The sequence below is a fragment of the Streptomyces sp. NBC_01445 genome (assembly GCF_035918235.1).
GTDB lineage: Bacteria > Actinomycetota > Actinomycetes > Streptomycetales > Streptomycetaceae > Streptomyces.
This window is the reverse complement of record NZ_CP109485.1, coordinates 1,443,298-1,460,090: the sequence shown is the minus strand read 5'-3', so window position 1 is coordinate 1,460,090 and position 16,793 is coordinate 1,443,298. Positions and strand designations below refer to the sequence as shown.

Below are 16,793 nucleotides of genomic sequence, written 5' to 3'. Positions count from 1 at the left end.
TCACGGGTAATCTGAACCATTCCCGTCGCTCATCGCCCCATGGAGGTCCCCGCCCGATGGCCCAGTCGGTGGGTATCAAGGACGTCGCCCGCGCCGCCGGAGTCTCCGTCGGCACGGTCTCGAACGTCATCAACCGCCCGGACTCCGTCGCCTCCGACACCAGGGCCCGGGTGCTGTCCGCCATCGACCGGCTCGGCTACGTACGCAGCGAGTCGGCGCGCCAGCTGCGCGCCGGCCGCAGCCGCATCATGGGGCTGCTCGTCCTCGACATGGGCAACCCGTTCTTCGTGGACGTCGCGCGCGGCGCCGAGCGTGCCGCGCGCGACGCGGGGCTCGGCGTCATGGTGTGCAACAGCGCGCAGAACCCCTCCGAGGAGGCCGAGTACCTCTCCCTGTTCGCCGAGCAGCGCGTGCGGGGCGTGCTCCTCACCCCGGCCGAGGCGAGCGGCCGCAACATCGAGAGCTTCCGCCGGCACGGCATCCCGTTCGTGCTCGTCGACCGCGTCGCCGAGGGCACCTCGGAGTGCTCCGTGTCCGTGGACGACGTCACCGGCGGCGCGCTCGCCGTGCGCCACCTCGTCGACGCCGGACACCGCAGCATCGCCTACGTCAGCGGACCGCCAGCGCTCAACCAGGTCAAGGACCGCCGCACCGGCGCCCTCCAGGCCCTGGCCGAGGCGGGCCTCCCGGCCGGAGCGCTGCGCGAACTGCCCACGGAGCGGCTCGACGTCGCGGCGGGACGCGACGCCGGGGCCCGCCTGCTCGGCCTCGCCGATCGCCCCACCGCCGCGTTCTGCGCCAACGACCTGCTCGCCCTCGGCGTCCTCCAGGCGATGTACGCGGCCGGTGTACGGGTCCCCGAGGACATCGCGATCGTCGGCTACGACGACATCGAGTTCGCGTCGGCCGCCACGGTGCCCCTGACCTCCGTACGCCAGCCCGCCGTCACCATGGGAGCGATGGCAGCCGAACTTCTCCTGGAGGAGACGGAACCCGCGAGCGGCGAGCCCCACCGCCACCGCAGGGTCGTCCTCCAGCCCGAGCTGGTCGTACGGGGGTCGAGTCTGGGCTCGCGCTGACATGTGCTGAACTGAGCGGACACTGCACATCGCATTCCGAACGCCGCCCAGGAGCCTCCTTGACGACCGCCACGTACCGCCAGCCCGGTGTCGTCCTCACCGACCGCCGCTTCACCGTGCCGCTCGACCACGACCACCCCGAAGGCGAGAGCATCGAGCTGTTCGCCCGGGAGGTGGTGGCCATCGGCAAGGAACACGCGAATCTCCCGTGGCTCCTCTACCTCCAGGGTGGCCCCGGATTCGGCGCCAACCGCTTCTCCGGCAAGCAGGCCTGGCTCGGCACGGCGCTCCAGGACCATCGGGTGCTCCTCCTCGACCAGCGCGGCACCGGCAGCTCCACCCCGGCCAACCGGCAGACGCTCCCGCTGCGCGGCGGCCCGCGCGAACAGGCCGACTACCTCGCGCACTTCCGCGCCGATTCGATCGTCCGCGACTGCGAGGTCATCCGCAGCGAGGTGACCGGCGGCTCCCCCTGGACGGTCCTCGGCCAGAGCTTCGGCGGGTTCTGCGCCACCCACTATCTGTCGACGGCCCCCGAGGGCCTCACCGCCGCCGTCATCACCGGCGGGCTGCCCACGCTCGACGGTCACGCGGACGACGTCTACCGCGCCGCGTACCCGCGCATCGAACGCAAGGTCGCCGCCCACTACGCGCGCTACCCGCAGGACGTCGAACGCGCCCGCCGTATCGCCGAGTACCTCGCCGAGCACGAGCCCGTACTGAACGGCGGCTACCAGCTGACCGTCGAGGCGTTCCAGTCCCTCGGCATCCTGCTCGGCGGGACCGGGGGCAGCGACCGCCTGCACTACCTCCTCGAGGACGCCTTCGTCCGCACGCCCGGCGGCGTCGAACTGTCCGACGCCTTCCAGGAGGACGTACAGGCCACGCTCTCCTACGCCGGACATCCGCTGTACGCGCTCGTGCACGAGGCCATCTACGGGCAGGACGCCCGGCCCACGAACTGGTCGGCCGAGCGGGTACGCGGCGAGTTCCCCCAGTTCGACGCCGGGAAGACGCTCGCCGGTGACGGGCCCCTGCTCTTCACGGGCGAGTCCGTGCACCCGTGGATGTTCGACTGCGACCCGGCCCTGCGCCCCCTGCGCGAGACCGCCGAACTCCTCGCCGCCCGCACCGACTGGGCCCCGCTCTACGACCCCGCGCGCCTGGCCGCCAACGAGGTGCCGGCCGTCGCCGCCGTCTACCACGACGACATGTACGTCGACACGGACCACGCCATGCGCACGGCACGCACCATCAAGGGCCTGCGCACATGGGTCACCGACGAGTTCGAGCACGACGGACTGCGGGCCGGTGCGCCGCGCGTCCTCGACCGGCTGCTCGCCATGGTGCGCGGCGACATCTGACACACGCCGGCGGGGGAGGCGCGACGGCTTTCCCCGCCCGCGAAAGCCTCCGCATCGCGGACGGCACCGCATTAGGGTGCGGCCATGACCGAGCCGAAGATCCAGAACGCTGCCCCCGACCAGCTGCAGCCCATGCCCGAGGACTGGCAGCGGGCCCTCGCCGTCGTGGCGCACCCGGACGACCTCGAATACGGCTGCTCCGCGGCGATCGCCGCCTGGACCGACGGCGGACGCGAGGTCGCGTACGTCCTCGCCACCCGCGGAGAGGCCGGCATCGACACCCTCGAGCCCGCCAAGTGCGCACCCCTGCGCGAACAGGAGCAGCGCGCGAGCGCCGCCGTCGTCGGCGTGGACACCGTCGAGTTCCTCGACCACAAGGACGGCGTCGTCGAGTACGGGACGGCGCTGCGCCGCGACATCGCCGCCGCGATCCGCAGGCACCGGCCCGAACTCGTCATCACGCTCAACCACCGCGACACCTGGGGCGGCGTCGCCTGGAACACCCCCGACCATGTCGCCGTCGGCCGCGCCACCCTCGACGCGGCGGCGGACGCGGGCAACCGCTGGATCTTCCCCGAGCTGATCGAGCAGGGCCTCGAGCCGTGGAACGGCGTGCGCTGGGTCGCCGTCGCGGGCTCGTCGTCGCCCACGCACGCGGTCGACGCGACGCCCGGTATCGAACGGGCCGTGCACTCTCTGCTCGAACACCGCACGTACATCGAGGTGTTGACGGACGAGGACCCCGAGACCTACTGCCGCTCGTTCCTCACCGGCAACGTCCAGGCCGTCGCGGAGCGCTTCGGCGGCACACCGGCCGTGCCGTTCGAACTCTTCAGTCGGTAGGACCCGTCACCTACCCTGCGTCTTCTGATGACACGTCAGGAAGCTGGGGGTGGTGGCGGGATGATCGACACGACGAGCAGGGAACTTCCCCACGAAGGCGACGGCGAACGGCGGCTCCGGCTGCGTGTCGAGGAGGGCGGCATAGGCGTCCTCACCCTGTGCCGGCCGGACAAGCTGAACGCCTGGAGCTGGGAGTCGAGCCGCCAACTCGGGCTTTTCGCCGACCGGATCCGCTTCGACGACACGATCCGGGTGGTGCTGCTGCGGGCCGAGGGGCGGGCCTTCTGCGCGGGCATCGACATCAAGGCGCCCGGCGGCGGGATCACCGGGCGCTCCGGGTCCGAGCGGACGCGCAACTACTACGAGGGCATCCGCTGGGTCCATGAACGGTTCCGCGCGTTCGCCGGCCTGCCACAGCCCGTCGTCGCGGCCGTACAGGGTTACTGCCTCGGCGTCGGCTTCGAGCTGGCGCTGATGGCCGATGTGCGGATCGCGGCCGACGACGCGGTGTTCGCGCTACCGGAGGCGCAGCTCGGGGTCGCCGTCGACGCGGGCGGCGATCTGCGGATCGCGCGCGAGGCGGGCGCGGGGTGGGCCAAGTTCCTCGCCCTGACGGGCCGCCGCATCGACGCGGCGACGGCACACCGGCTGAACCTCGTCCAACAGGTCACCGGGGCAGACGAGTTGGGAGAGGCCGCGCACTCGGTCGCCGCGGACATCGCGGCGAACGGGTCGCTCGCCGTGCAGTCCGTCAAGCGTGACATCGACGCCTTCGCGGACGCGGGTATGGGGGCCGCGCTCGACCGAGTGGCGATGAGCGCGGCGCTCACGCTCACGTCGGAGGACATCAGGGAGGGGTACACGGCGAAGGCGGAGCGGCGCGAGCCGCGGTTCGACGGGAAGTAGAGCTTGAGGGCCGCCTGTCACGGCCCCTCCCGCGACGGTCCTTACTGGAACGGCCCCCTCCCCATCTGTTCCCGTATGGTCACCACAGGCGGGCTCACCAGCCCCCGCCGCTGCCAGTTCGCCCCGTCCACGACAAGTGTGTGGCCGCTGATGAAGCGGGCGTAGGGGGAGGCGAGGAAGGTGGCGGCCCAGCCCAGTTCGCGGGGTGCGCCGACGCGCAGGGCGGGCTGCCGGGCATCGTGATCGGCGCCCCCACCCAGGCCCCCTCCCGGGCCACCCCTCTCGAGGTTGGCGCGGATGTCCCCCGTCATGTCCTCGTGCGGCATGAGCCCCGGCACGAGGCCGTTGACCTGGATCCCGTACGGGCCCCACTCCACGGCCAGCGTCTCCACCAGGTTCTTCACGCCCGCCTTGGCCGCCGCGCTGTGGGCGAAGCCGGGGCCGCCCGTCCACGCGTACGAGGCGCCTACGGCGATCACCGAGCCCGGCGTGCCCGCCGCGAGGTGTCTGCGGCCGAACTCGCGGGTCATGTAGAAGGTGCCGTTGAGGGTGATGTCGACGACGGTGCGCCAGGCGTTCGGGCTCATGTCCTCGGCGGGTACGGGGAAGTTGGCTGCCGCGTTGTTGACGAGGACGTCGGGGGTGCGCCCGTGTGCCGCCTCCGCCGTGTCGAAGACCTCGGCGATGCGGTCCGGGTCCCTGATGTCGCAGACCGCGGCCGTCACCGTGCCGCCGTCGCGGCTCACGCGCCCCAGTTCCTCCAGCGCGGGCTCCAGGTGCGCGGCCCGGCGGCTCACGATCATCACGTCGGCGCCGAGCCGCGCGAACTCGGCGGCGACGGCCTTCCCGAGCCCGGTCCCGCCACCGGTGACGAGGACCAGGCTTCCCCGGTACGTTCCCAGGGGGAGCGCTGTCGTGCCGGCCGGGGGAGGGGTGGGCAGCCCCTGCGGTGTCGTCGCGCGGGCGGGGCCGGTCGAGTCCGTCATGCCGTATCGATACCGCGTGGACGCCGAAAGCTCCATGCCTGCGACAAGCCTTGGACATGACCGCGACGCGTACGCGAAAAAGCCCGTCGGCCTGTTCCCAGATCTCCAAGCGACCGCTTAGTATGCAAGCGAGCCCGGCAAGACGAAGAAGTCCCGTGGAGGCCCCGCATGCAGGCATGGCAAGTGCACCGGAACGGCGAGCCGAGCGAGGTGATGGAGCTCGCCGACGTCGAGCGGCCCGTCCCCGGCGACGGCCAGGTCCTGCTCAGGGTGCGCGCGGCGAACATCAACTTCCCCGACGCGCTGATGTGCCGCGGCCAGTACCAGGTGCGGCCGCCGATGCCGTTCACGCCCGGCGTGGAGATCTGCGGCGAGACCGAGGACGGCCGGCGCGTGCTGGCCAACCCCGCGCTGCCGCACGGAGGCTTCGCCGAGTACGCCGTGGCGGACGCCGCCGCCCTGCTGCCCGCGCCCGATGCGCTCGACGACGCCGAGGCCGCGGCCCTGCACATCGGCTACCAGACCGGCTGGTTCGGCCTGCACCGCAGGGCGCACCTCCAGGCCGGCGAGACGCTCCTCGTGCACGCGGCGGCCGGCGGCGTCGGCAGCGCAGCCGTCCAGCTCGGCAAGGCGGCCGGCGCCACCGTCATCGGCGTCGTCGGCGGCGAGGAGAAGGCCAAGGTGGCCCGCGACCTCGGCTGCGACGTCGTCATCGACCGCCGTGCCCAGGACGTCATCGCCGCCGTGAAGGAGGCCACCGGCGGCCGGGGCGCCGACGTCATCTACGACCCGGTCGGCGGCGAGGCGTACACGCAGTCCACGAAGGTCGTCGCCTTCGAGGGCCGGATTGTCGTCGTCGGATTCGCCAGCGGCACGATCCCGAGCCCTGCCCTCAACCACGCCCTGGTGAAGAACTACGCGATCCTCGGCCTGCACTGGGGCCTGTACAACACCAAGGACCCGAAGCTGGTCGCGCACTGCCACGAGCAGCTCACCGAGCTCGCGGCGCGCGGCGCGATCAAGCCGCTGATCAGTGAGCGCGTGCCGCTGGGCGGCGCGGCGGCTGCCGTGCAGCGCGTCGCCGACGGCGTCACCACCGGCCGTGTCGCCGTGGTGCCCGGCCACGAGGGGGCGGGCGCATGACCGACGCCGCCGAACTGCGCAGCCGCACCCAGGAGTTGCTGGCCGCGTATCCGCCCGCCACCACGGACCGTACCGACTTCCTGAAGGCCCGCTTCGACGCCGGGCTCGCGTGGGTGCACTACCCGCAGGGCCTCGGCGGGCTGGGTCTGCCGCGCTCGCTCCAAGCCGTCGTGGACGCCGAACTCGCCGTGGCGGACGCCCCGGACAACGATCCGCGCCGCATCGGCATCGGCCTCGGCATGGCCGCCCCGACGGTGCTCGGATTCGGCACCGACGAGCAGAAACAGCGCTTCCTGCGCCCGTTGTGGATCGGCGAGGAGGTGTGGTGCCAGTTGTTCAGCGAGCCCGGCGCGGGCTCCGACCTCGCGGCCCTCGGCACCCGCGCCGTGCGCGACGAGGCCACCGGCGACTGGGTGATCAACGGCCAGAAGGTGTGGACGTCCGGCGCCCACACCGCCCGCTGGGCCATCCTCATCGCCCGCACCGACCCGGACGTGCCCAAGCACCGCGGCATCACGTACTTCATCTGTGACATGACCGACCCGGGTGTCGAGGTGCGGCCGCTGCGCCAGATCACCGGCGAGGCCGAGTTCAACGAGGTGTTCCTCACCGATGTCCGTATCCCGGACGCGCACCGGCTCGGCGAGATCGGCGACGGCTGGAAGGTCGCGCAGACCACGCTCATGAACGAGCGTGTGTCGATCGGCGGCTCCCGCATTCCGCGCGAGGGCGGCATGATCTCCGCGGTCGCGAAGACCTGGCGCGAACGCCCCGAGCTGCGCACCCACGACCTGCACCAGCGGCTCCTGAAGCTGTGGGTCGAGGCCGAGGTCGCCCGTCTCACCGGCGAGCGCCTGCGCCAGCAGCTGGTCGCGGGCCAGCCGGGCCCCGAGGGCTCCGGCATGAAGCTCGGCTTCGCCCGGCTCAACCAGGAGATCAGCGGCCTGGAGATCGAACTCCTCGGCGATGAGGGCCTGTTGTACGACGACTGGACCATGCGCCGGCCGGCCGTCGTCGACTTCCTGGCCCGGGACGCCGGATACCGCTATCTGCGCGCGAAGGGCAACAGCATCGAGGGCGGGACGAGCGAGGTCCTGCTCAACATCGTCGCCGAACGTGTCCTCGGACTGCCGTCCGAGCCGCGCACCGACAAGGACGTCGCCTGGAAGGACCTCGCGCGATGAGCGATCTGCTGTACACGGAGGAGGAAGAGGCGCTGCGGTCCGCCGTGCGCGGCCTCCTCGCGGCCCACTGCGACGCCGCGTCGGTGCTCGCCCGCGTCGAGACGGACGAGCCGCACGACCGCGCGCTGTGGAAGTCCCTCGCCGAGGGCATGGGGCTCGCGGGCCTGCTGATCCCCGAGGAGCTCGGCGGCCAGGGCGCGACGCACCGCGAAGTGGCCGTGGTGCTTGAGGAGTTGGGGCGCTCCGTCGCCCCCGTTCCCTATCTCACCAGCGCCGTCGTCGCGACCGAGGCGCTCCTCGACTGCTCGGGCGACGAAGCCTCCGCGCTGCTCGGCGCGCTCGCGTCGGGCCGCACGGTGGGCGCGCTCGCCGTGCCCCTGTCGGCCGCGCCCGGCCAGGCCTTCAGTGGCGTACGCGAGGAGGGTGGCCGGCTGGAGGGGCAGGTCACCGGCGTCGCAGACGCGGCGGCGGCCGATGTGCTCCTCGTACCGACGAGCAGCGGCCTGTACGCGGTCGATGTCACCGACGACGGCGTCACCGTCGAGGCGCGGACGTCCCTCGACCCCACCCGGCCCGTCGCCACGGTGACCTTCGCCGGTGCACGCGCGCGCGTGCTGACCGACAACGCGGTCCCGGCCGTCCGCCGCGCGCTGCGGGCCGGAGCGGGACTCCTCGCCTCCGAGCAACTCGGCCTCGCCGACTGGTGCTTGACCGAAACGGTCCGCTACACGCGCGAGCGCCACCAGTTCAACCGGCCCGTCGGTTCCTTCCAGGCGCTCAAGCACCGGCTCGCCCAGGTGTGGCTGGAGGTCGTCGGCGTCCGCGCCGCGGCCCGCAGCGCGGCGGACACCCTCGCCGCCGGGAGCGACGACGCCGATGTCGCGGTGGCCGTCGCCCAGGCGTACGCGGGACCTGCGGCCGTCCATGCGGCGGAGGAGGCGCTCCAGCTGCACGGCGGCATCGGCATGACTTGGGAGCACCCCGTCCACCTCTACCTCAAGCGGGCCAAGGCCGACTCGATCGCCCTGGGTTCCGCGGGCAGGCACCGGGAGGAGCTGGCCGAGCTGGTCGACCTCCGCGCGCCCTGACACCGGGTTTTACCTTCCCTTGACGAGATGGCATTATTGCGACTCGTTCGCAATAAGAGTTGATCTTCAATAGGGGTAGGCATGGTGGTCAGGCCGGCACGAGGTGCGACAGCGGTGGCGGCGGTCGCCGCATTGTCGGTGACCGCCTCGGCCTGTTCGGCGCCCGGCGGCTCGGGCGAGGGCGGCAAGGGGCGGGCGGCGTCGAGCGCGGTCGTGGGCATCGCCTACGAACCGGACACGCTCAGCCCGCTCCTGGGCTACGGCAAGGACGGCAACTCGAAGATCTTCGACGGCCTGCTCACCCACGACGCGGACATGAAGCTGCAGCCCGCGCTCGCCGCCGCCCTGCCGAAGGTGAGCGCCGACGGCCGCACGTACACGTACAAGCTGCGCGACGGCGTGCGGTTCAGCGACGGGAAGCCCTTCTCGGCGAAGGACGTCGTCTTCACCTACGAGACGATCCTCGACAAGAAGACCAACAACGCCTCCAAGACGGAACTCGACGCCGTCGACACGGTCGAGGCCAAGGGGGACGACACCGTCGTCTTCCGCCTCAAGTACCCATACGCCCCGTTCGCCGAGCGCACCGTCCTGCCCATCGCGCCCGAGCACATAGCGGGCAAGCAGGACGTCAACACCGGCGACTTCACCACGAAGCCGATCGGCACCGGGCCGTACACGCTCGTGAAGTGGTCCAAGGGAGAGAAGCTCACCTTCAAGGCCAACCCCCGCTACTGGGGCGGCGAGCCGAAGGTCAGGAACTTCACCATGGCCATCGTCAAGGACGACGACGTGCGCGCCACCCGGCTGCGCTCCGGCGACCTCGACGGCGCCATCCTGCCGCCCAACCTCGTCGCGACGTTCAAGAGCGACGGCGACAAGAAGACGTACGCCGCCCGCACCTTCGACTACCGCGTCGTGACCCTGCCCACCGGCAACAAGGTGGCCGGGGACACCGCCGTGCGGCGCGCGCTCGACATCGGCGTCGACCGCAAGGCCATGGTCGACTCGATCCTCTACGGCGCGGGCAAGGAGGCGTACGGCCCGGTCCCGACCGACAGCCCCTGGTTCACCGAGGGCACCGAGCGCACCCACGACCTCGCGAAGGCCAGGAGGATCCTCGACGACGCGGGCTGGAAGGCCGGCAAGGACGGGATCCGGGTCAGGAACGGCGTCCGAGCCTCTTTCCCGCTCTGGTACCTGACCGGCGACAAGCTCCGCCAGGACCACGCCCTCGCCTACGCCTCCGACGCCAAGAAGCTCGGCATCCAGATCAAGGTCGAGTCCGGCACCTGGGAGGTCATCGAGCCGCGCATGCCCAAGGACGCGGTCCTTGCGGGCGGCGGCTCCCCGGCCGACCCCGACTTCGACCAGTACACGCTCCTCAAGTCCTCCCTCGCGGGCAACGGCTTCAACAACATGGCCTGGTACGACAACGCGCGTGTCGACAAGGCGCTCGACGCGGCCCGTAGGACCGACGACCGCGACAGCCGCAAGGCCGCCTACGACACCGTGCAGCGCGAACTCGTGAAGAACCCCGGCTACACCTTCCTCACCCACATCGACCACCTCTATGTCGTCGGCGACCGGTTCGGCGACCTCACCACCCAGGTCGAGCCGCACGACCACGGGCTCGCGTCCGGCCCCTGGTGGAACGTCGAGAAGTGGCAGCCGGCCTCGTGAAGCGGCGGCTCCCCTGGGGGCCGATGGCGCGCCTGACGGGACGGCGGATCCTCTTCGCCGTCCCGGTCCTCGCCACCGTGACCTTCGGCGTCTTCGCGATCGCCGCCGCGTCCCCCTTCGACCCCGTCAAGGCCTACGCGGGCACGGCCGGCCTCACCTCCTCGCAGGACAACCTCGACCAGCTCCGCGCCAACCTCGGCGTCGACCGGCCCCTCGTCACCCGCTGGTGGGACTGGCTGACCTCCGCCCTCCGGGGCGACCTGGGAGACTCCTCCGTACTGCGGCAGCCCGTCGCCGACGTCGTCGGCGAACGCATCGGCTGGTCCGTCCTGCTCGCGGCCACCGCCTTCCTCGCCGCCGTCCTGCTCGGCACGGCGCTCGGCGTCCTCGCCGCGCGACGCCAGGGCGGATGGCTCGACCGGGCCGTCAGGGCGGTCGCCTACACCCTCGAAGCCGCGCCCCCGTTCTGGCTGGGCCTGCTCGCCGTCTGGCTGTTCGCCCTCAAACTCGGCGCACTCCCGGCCGGCGGACTCACCGACACCGGCAGCACCACGATCACCGCCGGACAGGTCGCCTCGCACCTGGCGCTCCCCGCTGCCGTCCTCGCCGTCTCGCAACTTCCCTGGTTCGTCCTGTACGTACGCCAGGGCGTGGGCGACGCACTCGAGGAGGATCCCGTCCGCGGGGCGCGCGCACGCGGACTCGCCCCGCGCACCGTCCTGATCGGCCATGCCCTGCGCTCCGGAATGCTGCCTGTTCTGACCCTCATCGGCTCCCGAGTACCCGAACTGATCACCGGCGCACTCCTGGTGGAGACCGTGTTCAGCTGGCCCGGCATCGCCGCCGCGACCGTGCAGGCCGCGACATCCATCGACTTCCCGCTGCTCGCCGCGCTGACCGTGCTCGCCACGCTCGCCGTCCTCCTCGGAAACCTGGCCGCGGACCTCCTGTACGGCCTCGCCGACCCGAGAGTGGGCTTCGATGGCTGAACTCACCTGGCGCACCTACGGCGGCGCGCGTCGCTCCACGCGCGCGTGGCGGGTGCGCACGTCCGCCGTCCTCGTCGCGGCGGTCGTCCTCGCCGTCCTCGTCGTGCCGCCCCTCGCGCACCTCGACGAACAGGCCGTAGACCTCGCCGCCAAGCTTCGACCGCCCTCGTGGGCCCATCTGTTCGGCACCGACGACGTGGGCCGCGACCTGCTGCTGCGCTGCGTGTACGGGCTGCGCGTCTCCCTCCTCGTCGGGGTCGTCGCCGCCGTCGTGGCGACCGTCATCGGCACGGCCGTGGGCGCGCTCGCGGGCGCCGTCGGCGGCTGGACGGACCGGGTCGTCATGCGGCTCGTGGACGTCTTCTCGTCGGTGCCGCACCTGCTCCTCGGCATCTTCATCGTCGCCATGTTCCGGCCGGGCGTCTGGCCGGTCGTCGTCTCCGTGGCGCTCACGCACTGGCTGTCCACGGCCCGTATCGTGCGCGCCGAAGTCCTCTCCCTGCGCTCACGGCCGTATATCGACGCGGCCGTGTCCGGGGGCTCTTCGCGGTGGCGGATCGCCGTGCGCCACCTGCTGCCGGGCGTCCTTCCGCAGGCCGCGCTCGCCGCCGTGCTCATGGTGCCGCACGCCATCTGGCACGAGTCCGCCCTGTCGTTCCTCGGCCTGGGCCTGCCCGCGCACCAGGCGAGCCTGGGCACCCTCGTGCAGTCCGCGCGGGGTTCGCTGCTCGCCGGGGAGTGGTGGCCGACCCTCTTCCCCGGCCTGTTCATCATCGTGCCGACCCTGGCGATCGCGGGCCTCGCGGGCGCCTGGCGGGAACGGCTCAACCCCCGCCGCCGATCGGAGCTCATGCTTTGACCGGGCCCCAATCCGTGCTGTCCGTAAGGGACTTGTCCGTACGCTTCCGCATGCGAGACGGCGCGTACGTCCAGGCTGTCAGCGGCGCACGCTTCGACCTCGCGGCCGGCGAGTGCCTGGCCCTCGTCGGCGAGAGCGGCTGCGGCAAGTCGGTGCTCGCGTCGGCCCTCCTCGGGCTCCTGCCGGGCAACGCGGAGACCGCCGGGTCCGCGTTCATCGGCGGCCTCGACCTGCTCGCCGCCGACGGGCGCACCCTGGCCCGCACCGTTCGCGGCCGCCGCGTCGGCCTCGTACCGCAGAGCCCCGCCGCGCACCTCACACCCGTACGGACCGTCCGTTCCCAACTGGAGGAAACAGTACGTGAGTTGACCGGCGTGCGACGCGGGCCACGGCTGCGGGCCGCCGCCGAGGAGGCTGCGGAGCGCGCCGCGTTCCCCGCCGGGCATCTCGACCGGCACCCGCACGAACTGTCCGGCGGGCTCGCCCAGCGGGCCGCGACCGCGCTGGCCCTGGTCGGCGACGCGCCCCTGCTCCTCGCCGACGAGCCCACGACCGGGCTCGACCGCGACCTCGTGGAGCGCACCGTCGACGAACTGCGCCGCCACATCGGGGCCGAGCGCGCGCTCCTGCTCATCACGCACGACCTCGCGGCGGCCGAGCGGATCGCCGACCGCGTGGCCGTGATGTACGCGAGCCGCATCGTCGAACTCGCCGACGCCGCCGACTTCTTCGGCAGCCCCGGGCCCCGGCACCCGTACGCACGCGGCCTCCTCGACGCCCTGCCGGACCGCGAGTTCACGCCCATTCCCGGGATGCCGCCCGAACTGGGCGCACTCCCGGCCGGCTGCGCGTTCGCCGCACGCTGCGACCGCGCCACCGACACCTGCGGGGCCCGCCCCGCACTCGCGGACGGCGTGGCCTGCCACCATCCCGCGACCGCCCCGCTGGAGGCGCCTCGTGCTTGAACTGATCTCCGTCACCGCCGGGTACGAGCGCGGCAACCCCGTCGTGCGGAACGCCGGCCTGGCCATCGCCCCCGGCGAGGCCGTCGGGCTCCTCGGACCCAGCGGCTGCGGCAAGTCCACGCTCGCCCGTGTCGCCGCCCTGCTCCACCGCCCCGACTCCGGCCGCGTCGTCATCGACGGGGAGCCGGCCCGCGGCTGGCGCCACCGCGCGCCCCGCGAGCAGCGCACCGCGTTCGGCGTGGTCTTCCAGCAGCCGCGCATGTCGGCCGACCCGCGGCTGCGCCTCGCCGCCCTCATCGCCGAACCGCTGCGGGCCACCGGCCTGAAGCCGGACGATCGCGTCGGCGAGCTGGCCGCGACCGTCGGCCTGGGCGCCGACCTCCTGTCACGGCGGCCCCACGAGGTCAGCGACGGACAGCTGCAACGCGCCTGCCTCGCCCGTGCCCTCGCCCTGCGCCCCCGCTGGCTGATCTGTGACGAGATGACGGCGATGCTCGACGCGTCCACGACGGCGGCCCTGGTGGGCGTTGTGGAGAACTATCGCGCGGAGACGGGCGCGGGGCTGCTGGCCGTGGGCCACGACCGGCGTCTCCTCGAGCGCTGGTGCGGCCGGACGGTGGAGTGGGACGCGCTGGGCTCCGCCGGAGAAGGCAGGTGAACGAGGGGCGGTCCGACCCCCCGCCCGACAGCCCGTCATTCACTCTGAGCACACAGGTGAACGCGGCATGCAGGTCCGGCCAACTCCCGCCCCGGTATCGCCCATTGAGACGTACGGGACCTCATACTCGCTGAGGCCCGTACGGCATTCCCCGGGAGGAACACATGGCTCACCTCACCCGTCGCAGAGCCCTCACGACCCTCGCCGCGGCGGTCACCGCGACCGTCGCCGTGCCCGGGCACGCGCAGGCGTCCGAGCGGGGGCGCGGCCCCCGCCCCCTGCTGCGCGCCCACGCACACAACGACTACGAGCACCCCCGGCCCCTCCTCGACGCCCTCGACCACCGCTTCGCCAGCGTCGAGGCGGACATCTACCTCGTCGACGGCGAGCTTCTCGTCGCGCACGACCCGATCGACCTCGACCCGAAGCGCACCCTCGCCGCGCTCTACCTGGAGCCGCTCGCGGCCCGCGTCAGGGCCAACCACGGCTCCGTGTACCGGGGTTACCGCACGCCCCTCCAGCTCCTCGTCGACATCAAGACCGAGGGCGCGGCCACCTACCTCGAACTCGACCGCCAACTGCGTGGCCACCGCAACCTGTTCACCACATACGCCCATGGACACGTGCGCACCGGCGCGGTCACCGCGGTGATCTCCGGGGACCGCGCCGCCCGCGAGCCCATGGAGCGGCAGCGAGCGCGCAGCGCGTTCTACGACGGCCGCCTCACCGACCTCGGCGCCGCCGCGCCCGCCTCCTTCACTCCGCTCATCAGCGACAACTGGGCCAACAACTTCACCTGGCAGGGCGCGGGACCGATCCCGGCCGCCGAGCGCGAGAAGCTGCGTTCCATCGTGTCGGCCGCCCACCGGGAGGGCCGCCGCGTCCGCTTCTGGGCGACGCCCGACGTCGCGGGACCCGAGCGCGACGCCGTGTGGGGCGAGTTGCTCGCTGCCGGCGTGGACCACCTCAACACGGACGACCTCGCGGGTCTCGAAGCGTTCCTCGACGCCCACGAGAAGTAGGCGCCCGCCGCCACATCACTCGTTCGGCGGACACGTCACTCGCCCGGGCGCAGCCTCCGCTACGCCACACTTGCGGCCGAAGGCCGCGGTGTTGGCGTGGCGGAGGAGGTTCGGCGATGTCCCTGTCGATTTCGGTCGTACTGCTGCTTCTGATCCTGGCGGTGGTGTTTCTGCGCAACGGCGCGATGAAGATCTCGCACGCGATGGTCTGCGTGCTGCTGGGATTCCTGCTGGCCGGCACGAGTATGGCGCCCACTTTGCACAACGGCCTGACGGCCACGGCGGGGATCGTGAGCAGTCTGCATCCTTGATCCATCGGCCGTCGCCCACGGGTCCGTTGATCGTTTCGGGTTCATGAACAACACCCGTGTGCGCATGGACACTTCAAGAGTGTGGCCTTAGCTTCGCGCCATGACGAGCAGAGCTCTGAGCCGTGCCCTCGCCCTGACCATGACGATCGCCGCGGCCGGTGTCGCGTACCCCGCCCAGGCGGACGACATCCCCAAGGCGCCCGGTCACCGGCTCGTCGAGCAGTACGCGGGAGCGCCCGCAAAGGCGCGCCCCGTGCCGGGTCAGGCGCCGCCGCAGCACCCGTATCTCGCGGCGAACGGCCGCAGCGGCATGCACGCGGACGCGGCAGGCAGCGGCACGTACCCCTGGAGCGGGCCGCTGGGGAACAAGCCCGTGGTGAGCAGCGAGAAGATGGCCGCGCTCGGCGGCGAGTGCGCGACGGTCACCTTCGACAAGGACGGCCGCATCGTCACCGTCTGCGGCACGTTCACAGGGTTCCTGGTGAAACTGCTCGACCCGCACTCCCTGAAGACCCTCGCCGAGTACAAGCTCCCGCAGCGTCCGTCCACCGTCGAGGCCATCACCCGGCTCGACTTCTCGAAGATCTTCAAGGACACCTCGGGCGGCGCCTACTCGTACCTCGACAACGAGGACCGGCTCGTCCTCGCCGACTCGCGCCAGCACATCATCAGGCTCGCGCACGAGCAGGCGGCGGACGGCAGTTGGCGCTTTCGCGTCACCGACGACTGGGACCTGACGGGACAGGTGCCGCACGACTGCGTGAGCTGGACGAACCTCTATCCGAGCGGCACATGCGACCCCGTGACGTCGGTGATGCCCGACTGGCAGGGCCGCGTCTGGTGGGTGACGCGACAGGGGCGCGTCGGCACGGTCGACCCGGCCGGCGGGACGATCAAGTCGATCCAGCTGCCGGGGGAGGAGATCCAGAACTCCTTCTCGGTCGCCGAGGACGGCGTCTCGATCGTCTCCGACCACGCCCTCTACAGCTTCGAGGCGGCGGCGGACGGTACTCCCAAGGCCGTCTGGCGCCAGACGTACGACCGCGGAACGGGCACCAAGCCCGGCTCGGTGAACCAGGGTTCGGGCACCACACCCGACTTGTTCGGCGCGGGCGAGGACTACGTCGCGATCACCGACAACGCGGACGACCGTATGAACATCCTGGTCTACCGCCGCGGCCGCGACGTCCCCGACGACCAGCGCCTCGTCTGCAAGGTCCCCGTCTTCGGCTCCGGCGCCTCCACGACGGACAACTCCCTGATCAGCTACGGCAACAGCCTCGTCGTCGAGAACAACTACGGCTACGAGAACATCACCTCACTCACCTTCGGCCGCTCCGTCGTCGGCGGCGTCACCCGGGTCGACGTACGCAAGGACGGCTCGGGCTGCGACACCGTATGGGAGAGCAAGGTCCGCTCCCCCTCCACGGTCCCCAAGCTCTCCACCGCGAACGGCCTCCTGTACTTCTACACGAAGGACCCCAACTCCCTCGGCATAGACGCCTGGTACCTCACGGCAGTCGACTTCCACACGGGCGAACCCCGCTGGAAGCAACTCGCGGGAACGGGCATCACCTACGACAACAACTGGGCCCCGGTCACGCTCGGCCCGGACGGCACGGCGTATGTGGGGGTCTTCAACGGGCTTGTGGCGGTGCGTGACGGCAAATGAGACGCGCGGCGCGCTCCGAGTAGGCTCCTCTCAACAGAATC

General features: G+C 71.9%; 16 protein-coding genes. 15 read left to right on the top strand and 1 reads right to left on the bottom strand.

Translation table 11 applies throughout. From position 1 onward, the window contains the following. Positions 1–56 precede the first annotated feature (56 nt). The 4 genes from OG574_RS06930 (at position 57) to OG574_RS06915 (ending at position 4,192) form a co-directional block, all read left to right on the top strand. Positions 57–1,079: a LacI family DNA-binding transcriptional regulator gene (locus OG574_RS06930; protein WP_326772368.1), complete on the top strand. Its 1,023-nt coding sequence runs from the start codon at positions 57–59 to the stop codon at positions 1,077–1,079. 59 nt (positions 1,080–1,138) lie between these two features. Further along, positions 1,139–2,443 carry an alpha/beta fold hydrolase gene (locus OG574_RS06925; RefSeq protein WP_326772367.1) on the top strand — a complete coding sequence of 435 codons (1,305 nt, stop codon included), beginning with the start codon at positions 1,139–1,141 and terminating at the stop codon, positions 2,441–2,443. Positions 2,444–2,527: 84 nt separating this feature from the next. Continuing rightward, positions 2,528–3,286: a PIG-L deacetylase family protein gene (locus tag OG574_RS06920; RefSeq protein WP_326772366.1), complete on the top strand. Its 759-nt coding sequence runs from the start codon at positions 2,528–2,530 to the stop codon at positions 3,284–3,286. A gap of 60 nt (positions 3,287–3,346) precedes the next feature. After that, on the top strand, positions 3,347–4,192 hold the full coding sequence (locus tag OG574_RS06915; RefSeq protein WP_326772365.1) for an enoyl-CoA hydratase/isomerase family protein: 846 nt from the start codon (positions 3,347–3,349) through the stop codon (positions 4,190–4,192). Between the two features lie 41 nt (positions 4,193–4,233). Here OG574_RS06915 and OG574_RS06910 read toward each other — a convergent pair whose 3' ends face one another. Further along, positions 4,234–5,178, bottom strand: coding sequence for an SDR family oxidoreductase (locus OG574_RS06910; RefSeq protein ID WP_326772364.1), 945 nt, complete (start codon positions 5,176–5,178; stop codon positions 4,234–4,236). Positions 5,179–5,346: 168 nt separating this feature from the next. Between OG574_RS06910 and OG574_RS06905 the strand changes: the two genes are divergently transcribed. The 11 genes from OG574_RS06905 (at position 5,347) to OG574_RS06855 (ending at position 16,752) form a co-directional block, all read left to right on the top strand. Continuing rightward, complete coding sequence (locus OG574_RS06905; RefSeq protein ID WP_326772363.1) at positions 5,347–6,321, top strand: NADPH:quinone oxidoreductase family protein; 975 nt, start codon at positions 5,347–5,349, stop codon at positions 6,319–6,321. After that, a complete protein-coding gene (locus OG574_RS06900; protein WP_326772362.1) occupies positions 6,318–7,505 on the top strand; it encodes an acyl-CoA dehydrogenase family protein in 1,188 nt (395 codons plus the stop codon). The genes OG574_RS06905 and OG574_RS06900 overlap by 4 nt, the downstream gene beginning before the upstream one ends. Further along, complete coding sequence (locus OG574_RS06895; protein ID WP_326772361.1) at positions 7,502–8,593, top strand: acyl-CoA dehydrogenase family protein; 1,092 nt, start codon at positions 7,502–7,504, stop codon at positions 8,591–8,593. Before OG574_RS06900 ends, OG574_RS06895 begins: the two co-directional genes overlap by 4 nt. 81 nt (positions 8,594–8,674) lie before the next feature. After that, positions 8,675–10,276: an ABC transporter substrate-binding protein gene (locus OG574_RS06890; protein ID WP_326772360.1), complete on the top strand. Its 1,602-nt coding sequence runs from the start codon at positions 8,675–8,677 to the stop codon at positions 10,274–10,276. A gap of 23 nt (positions 10,277–10,299) precedes the next feature. Next, on the top strand, positions 10,300–11,265 hold the full coding sequence (locus OG574_RS06885) for an ABC transporter permease (protein ID WP_326778386.1): 966 nt from the start codon (positions 10,300–10,302) through the stop codon (positions 11,263–11,265). Beyond that, positions 11,258–12,124 (top strand): ABC transporter permease, encoded by an 867-nt coding sequence (locus OG574_RS06880; RefSeq protein ID WP_326772359.1) that lies wholly within the window; start codon positions 11,258–11,260, stop codon positions 12,122–12,124. Before OG574_RS06885 ends, OG574_RS06880 begins: the two co-directional genes overlap by 8 nt. A 50-nt stretch (positions 12,125–12,174) precedes the next feature. Next, entirely contained in the window at positions 12,175–13,089 is a 915-nt protein-coding gene (locus tag OG574_RS06875) for an ABC transporter ATP-binding protein (RefSeq protein WP_326772358.1), read from the top strand. Beyond that, a complete protein-coding gene (locus tag OG574_RS06870) occupies positions 13,082–13,747 on the top strand; it encodes an ABC transporter ATP-binding protein (protein ID WP_326772357.1) in 666 nt (221 codons plus the stop codon). Before OG574_RS06875 ends, OG574_RS06870 begins: the two co-directional genes overlap by 8 nt. Before the next feature lie 164 nt (positions 13,748–13,911). Next, positions 13,912–14,769, top strand: a complete 858-nt coding sequence (locus tag OG574_RS06865) for a phosphatidylinositol-specific phospholipase C/glycerophosphodiester phosphodiesterase family protein (protein WP_326772356.1) — start codon at positions 13,912–13,914, stop codon at positions 14,767–14,769. Between the two features lie 116 nt (positions 14,770–14,885). Then, positions 14,886–15,080 (top strand): hypothetical protein, encoded by a 195-nt coding sequence (locus OG574_RS06860; RefSeq protein WP_100593056.1) that lies wholly within the window; start codon positions 14,886–14,888, stop codon positions 15,078–15,080. A 100-nt stretch (positions 15,081–15,180) separates the two neighbouring features. Further along, positions 15,181–16,752: a hypothetical protein gene (locus OG574_RS06855; RefSeq protein ID WP_326772355.1), complete on the top strand. Its 1,572-nt coding sequence runs from the start codon at positions 15,181–15,183 to the stop codon at positions 16,750–16,752. Positions 16,753–16,793: the final 41 nt, after the last annotated feature.

What these genes read in the sequence shown, in the direction of transcription:
- OG574_RS06930 (WP_326772368.1), top strand. Translation starts at nt 57, where the DNA reads ATGGCCCAGTCGGTGGGTATCAAGGACGTCGCCCGCGCCGCCGGAGTC.
- OG574_RS06910 (WP_326772364.1), bottom strand. Translation starts at nt 5,178, where the DNA reads ATGACGGACTCGACCGGCCCCGCCCGCGCGACGACACCGCAGGGGCTG.
- OG574_RS06855 (WP_326772355.1), top strand. Translation starts at nt 15,181, where the DNA reads ATGACGAGCAGAGCTCTGAGCCGTGCCCTCGCCCTGACCATGACGATC.
- OG574_RS06880 (WP_326772359.1), top strand. Translation starts at nt 11,258, where the DNA reads ATGGCTGAACTCACCTGGCGCACCTACGGCGGCGCGCGTCGCTCCACG.
- OG574_RS06890 (WP_326772360.1), top strand. Translation starts at nt 8,675, where the DNA reads ATGGTGGTCAGGCCGGCACGAGGTGCGACAGCGGTGGCGGCGGTCGCC.
- OG574_RS06920 (WP_326772366.1), top strand. Translation starts at nt 2,528, where the DNA reads ATGACCGAGCCGAAGATCCAGAACGCTGCCCCCGACCAGCTGCAGCCC.
- OG574_RS06905 (WP_326772363.1), top strand. Translation starts at nt 5,347, where the DNA reads ATGCAGGCATGGCAAGTGCACCGGAACGGCGAGCCGAGCGAGGTGATG.
- OG574_RS06885 (WP_326778386.1), top strand. Translation starts at nt 10,300, where the DNA reads ATGGCGCGCCTGACGGGACGGCGGATCCTCTTCGCCGTCCCGGTCCTC.
- OG574_RS06865 (WP_326772356.1), top strand. Translation starts at nt 13,912, where the DNA reads ATGGCTCACCTCACCCGTCGCAGAGCCCTCACGACCCTCGCCGCGGCG.
- OG574_RS06900 (WP_326772362.1), top strand. Translation starts at nt 6,318, where the DNA reads ATGACCGACGCCGCCGAACTGCGCAGCCGCACCCAGGAGTTGCTGGCC.
- OG574_RS06875 (WP_326772358.1), top strand. Translation starts at nt 12,175, where the DNA reads ATGCGAGACGGCGCGTACGTCCAGGCTGTCAGCGGCGCACGCTTCGAC.
- OG574_RS06915 (WP_326772365.1), top strand. Translation starts at nt 3,347, where the DNA reads ATGATCGACACGACGAGCAGGGAACTTCCCCACGAAGGCGACGGCGAA.
- OG574_RS06895 (WP_326772361.1), top strand. Translation starts at nt 7,502, where the DNA reads ATGAGCGATCTGCTGTACACGGAGGAGGAAGAGGCGCTGCGGTCCGCC.
- OG574_RS06860 (WP_100593056.1), top strand. Translation starts at nt 14,886, where the DNA reads ATGTCCCTGTCGATTTCGGTCGTACTGCTGCTTCTGATCCTGGCGGTG.